Origin of the sequence: Thermogemmatispora tikiterensis (assembly GCF_003268475.1) — a bacterium.
Classification (GTDB): domain Bacteria; phylum Chloroflexota; class Ktedonobacteria; order Ktedonobacterales; family Ktedonobacteraceae; genus Thermogemmatispora; species Thermogemmatispora tikiterensis.
This window is the reverse complement of sequence record NZ_MCIF01000002.1, coordinates 33,874-38,184: the sequence shown is the minus strand read 5'-3', so window position 1 is coordinate 38,184 and position 4,311 is coordinate 33,874. Positions and strand designations below refer to the sequence as shown.

Below are 4,311 nucleotides of genomic sequence, written 5' to 3'. Positions count from 1 at the left end.
AGCAAGCTGCTCAACGGTTGCCAGAGGATGACTGGCTCTACTACGTGGATGGCGAGCTGGTGACCGCATTTGGGCTGCAGCGGGCGCATGAGCGCTGGGGGCGTGAACCCGATCGCTTCCTGATGGCGATGCAGCAGGTGGGGCTGCCGGTGGACAGCTCCTTCCTTCCGCAGGAGCCGGGAGAGCACCCGACCAGTGAGGGCAGCAACGCGGCTGCCAGCCGACTGCGCCGGGCGGCACTGGCGCTGCTGGATCAGGCACTGGGCCTGCGGCTGCCGCGCGTGGTGATGGCTGGGCCCCTCCTGACCATCCCGCTCTCAACGTGGCACTGGGTCAGCGCTTTTCTTGGCGAGATCAATCTCGCGCTATGGTTTGTGCGGGAGCAAACGCCCGAGCAGTTGCTGAGCGCGTTGGGTCTTGATCCAGCGACGGCGCGGCTGGAGCCGCTCACCATGATCGATGGGGAAACCGTCCGCGCCGGACGCGTCAAGGCCTGGGCCTTTGCCCTCGACTTCAGCCTGATGGCCGGCTGGGACCCGTTGTGGGGCTGGGATCAGACGGCCCAGGCGCTCTCGATGGGAACTGAGGTGGCTCTGTTCCAGACCAATCCCAAGGTCACCAGCCTGTCCTACTTTGCGGATGGGAAAAAAGTGTGTGAGTTCGAGCCGCTCTCCTCCTGCTGGCGCTCTGGCAGCGAGCCAGACCGCTTGGTGGAGCAGATGCGACAGGTCGGCCTGGCGGTCGATCCTCCCCCCCAGCCGGACGAGAGCGCTGCCCTGGCGGCAACGCTGGCGCTGCTGCGGCAGGGGCTGGGCATCCCACTGCCGCAGCCGTTGCTGGAAAGCCCCCTGCTGACGGCCTCCCCGTCGGCCTGGCAGTGGCACGAGGACGAGGAAGCGCTGCTGGTGCTGCTCCTGGTCCGCAGGGCTGATCCCGAGCATCTGCTGCACCACTGGGTGACCTGGTCCGGCGCTGATCCCGCCAGCGCCCAAGTCCTGACGAGAGACGAGGCGTGGGCGCAGCTGCCGGCCCCGTCGGCGGCCTGGCTGCGGGCCGGACAGGCGGGAGAGTGGGCCGTGCTCCTGGTCAGCCAGCAACCGCCAGCCGACTGGCAGCAGTGGCAATGGCTACAGGAGCTGGCAGCGGAGACTGAGCTGATCGAGCTGAGCAGGCACTTTACGCGCGGTCTCTGCTTCGATCAGCTGGCCTACGCTGTCAACGGTGAGCTGGTGACGGCCTTTGACCCAGTGCATCCAGCGTCTCGTCACGGCCAGGACCCAGACCGTCTGGTGGAGGCGATGCGGCAGGTCGGCCTGCGGGTAACGGTCCCGTCAGAGGAGGAGGCTGAGGCAGAGCGGGACCAGGACGCGCCCACTCCCGAGCTAGCGGCGCTAGAGTTGCTGACTCGGGCGCTCGGCATCCAACTCCCTGCCGCAGTGGTCGAAGGTCCTCTACTGACGGTCCGCGTGCCGCCTGCCCAGGGTTGAGCAAGCAGACCAGTGCGCCGAGCAGGCAGGAGCATGGCTCTGGAAAGTTGCCAGCCTGAAGGACCCCAAGGAGCTAGTGCGTCAGCGAGAGCGGGGGAGTTGCCGACGGGCCAGCCTGAGGCAGGGGTCAAGCCAGGAGCTGAGCAGAGGACGGGAAGGAGGAAGATGAGCAGGGCGCCACGAACGCGTTGCTGGAAGATGGCTGCTCAGCCCCTGGCTGCAGGAGAAGGGAAGATGGTCAGCAGTACGAGAGATCCTCCCAGGGGTGGTGATGGCACCTGTCAGGTGAGCGCCAAGGAAGGGAGTCGGCTCGCTGTCCGGCTCAGCGAAAGCAGGCACACTCACGACGATGTGTCGCAGCACTGCCTGTCATCAGGCCTGACTGGGAGCGGCTGGAAAGATTACGCTGAAAGAGAGGCGCTGCCGCCGAGAGGAGCTGTCTCGCCGAGTGTCCTTTTCCCAGGGGAACAGCAGGGTCAGATCCTGGCTGCAGGGTCTCCGGGAGAGGAGTCTGAGCGCCTCAGCATTGCCGCTTGACCCAGCGAGTGAGATCCAGTATACTGTAGCACGAGTTGATCTTGACGAGCAGCAGCCAAGCACCAGCTTGTCTGGCAACGGATGAGGCCTTCCTGTGAAAACACAACAGCTCCCCACTCGTGAGGAGATCGCGCACCGTCTTGCGCGCCTCGCTGGTCACGCTCAGAGCCTCAAGCGGCTTTGGGAAGAAGAACGAGATTACCAGCAGATGCTGATACAAATCGCTGCCGTCCGTTCTGGACTGGATCAAGTGGCTCGCGCGATTCTAGAGCAGTACCTGCACGAGCGAATCCAGGAGGCCGTTGCCCAGGGCGATGCCTCCCTGGCCACACAAGATCTCCATGAGGCGCTTGATCGGCTCCTGCTCTAGCGGCAGGAGCTGTCAATGTCCTTCCAGCCTCCACGTTGTTGCCCTGCGCATGTTCACACTGGGGATCAGATCGGTGAGCGAGGCGAAGCGCATAACGGAGGCGTGTTCTGACACTCTCCCCGCTCGAAGCGGGGAGGTTCTTCCTTCATCCAGCCCACTTGCTCGCCTTCCTCCGGGGAGAACGACGAGTAGCGGCAGACTGTCCAGAAGCGTTTTCCGAAGATTCGGAGGTTCCCCTGTGCCCCAGGGTACCGGCAAAAGCCATCAGAAACAGGATGCAGAGTCCGGCATGCAGGATATTCACCGCAGCATTTTCGTCTCGATCAAGGACGAGTCCACAAGCAGGACAGATGTGGGTACGGACCGAGAGACTCTTTTTGACCCGTGTGCCACAGCCGGAGCAATCCTGAGAGGTGAACTGCGGGGGAACGGCAATGGCCGGGATGGCATGGACAGTTGCGTAGTACTTCACCCACTGCAAGAACGTGCCCCAGGAAGCATCACTGATCGATTTGGAAAGATGACGGTTGCGTACCATGTCGCGAATCTTCAAGTCTTCATAGGCAATCAGGTCGTGAGACGTGACCAGCGCGTTTGCCGTCTTTCTGGCAAAATCTTCGCGCTGCCTTGAGACTTTGAGATACGCTTTGGCTAATTGCTTTCTCGCTTTTTTGCGATTGGCTGAGCCTTTCTGTTTCTTGGAGAGGCGACGATGCAGACGTTTGAGCCGCTGTTCCGCTTTCCGATAATGGCGCGGGTTCTCCACCGTGTTGCCATCGGAGTCAACATAGTAGGCGTTTAACCCAAGATCAATACCCACCGCACGGCCAGTCGGCGAGTGTTCGATACGTCGTTGTGCCTGGACGCAAAATTGACAGTAGTAGCCATCAGCCCGCTTCACAATCCGCACGCGCTTGATTTGCTGGACTGGAAAGGTTGCCACAGACTGTTTCTCGTTGCCAACCAATCGCAAGGTGCCGATGCCACAGCCATCAGTGAAGGTGAGATGTTTGCCATCGGGTTCGAGCTTCCATCCCGTCGTTTTGTACTCGACGGAACGGTTATCATGCTGAAAGCGCGGGTAGCCCTTCTTGCCAGGTTTCTTGTTGTTGCAGTGCTCATAGAAACGGGAGATGGCCGCCCAGGCCCGATCTGCCGAGGCTTGCCGGGCCTGGGAGTTGAGGAGGGCCACAAACGAGTATGCACGGGCAAGGACTGCGCAATAACGCTGCAAGTCATTCCTCGAGACGCCACGTTCGTCCATCCATAAGGGCATGCCGCCGGGGACCCCTGGATTCATCCAGGGGAGGAAGGCGGCTCCCTCCTCTCCGTCAGCATGCTCCTAGTCCCTCCTCCTGCTCTCTGTCCTCTGTCTATGCCGTCCTGGGAACCTGAGCCGGTGCGTCTCCTCCCAGGGGAGAGGGCAAGGAAGTGGTATCTCCCTGCCTTCCCCTGAGCTGCTGCTCGCGGTGGCAGAGATCGGTCCACCTGAGAGAGTGTCACGCTTGTTATGCTGGAGATGCCTCAAAAAAGAGTTCGAACCGACCACTGACAAAAATGAGTCTGTTCACCACCACAGGAAGATCCGATCCGGTTAACTGCACTCGGCGCAGTTCCAGCACTGGCATCTCTCTAGTGATCTCTAGCAGGCTCTGTTCCTAGACAGTAGGCAGGCGCACAAAGGCGCGATTCCGGGATGTCACGATCTCGATCCCGCTTGTTCGCCGTAAGGCCGTCCAGGTGTTGAAGAAAGGGTCAGTCTGGGGTTGCTAAAGACCTGATCTGATCACAGATCGGGTTATACAAATTCTCGGAAAGTCTGTAGTAGACTCTTCCCATTACTTCTCCCTTGAACTGTTCCCCTTCTCATGAGTTTGCTTCTGTTCAACGCACTGCTGGAATTCCTGGATCAATCTC

The 4,311-nt window shown here is 60.9% G+C and carries 3 protein-coding genes; 2 read left to right on the top strand and 1 reads right to left on the bottom strand.

Annotated features, from left to right (window positions below):
* Together A4R35_RS00170 and A4R35_RS00160 are read left to right on the top strand one after the other, a co-directional pair.
* Positions 1–1,487: DUF6461 domain-containing protein (locus A4R35_RS00170; protein WP_189361147.1), on the top strand; the 1,487-nt coding region annotated here is incomplete at its 5' end.
* Positions 1,488–2,118: 631 nt separating this feature from the next.
* The gene (locus A4R35_RS00160; RefSeq protein WP_112425387.1) at positions 2,119–2,394 is read left to right on the top strand and encodes a metal-sensing transcriptional repressor; all 276 of its coding nucleotides are present in this window, start codon (positions 2,119–2,121) and stop codon (positions 2,392–2,394) included.
* A gap of 145 nt (positions 2,395–2,539) precedes the next feature.
* Here the strand turns inward: A4R35_RS00160 and A4R35_RS00155 are convergent, their stop codons facing one another.
* The gene (locus tag A4R35_RS00155) at positions 2,540–3,670 is read right to left on the bottom strand and encodes an RNA-guided endonuclease InsQ/TnpB family protein (RefSeq protein WP_223258117.1); all 1,131 of its coding nucleotides are present in this window, start codon (positions 3,668–3,670) and stop codon (positions 2,540–2,542) included.
* Positions 3,671–4,311: the final 641 nt, after the last annotated feature.

What these genes read in the sequence shown, in the direction of transcription:
- A4R35_RS00155 (WP_223258117.1), bottom strand. Translation starts at nt 3,670, where the DNA reads ATGCCCTTATGGATGGACGAACGTGGCGTCTCGAGGAATGACTTGCAG.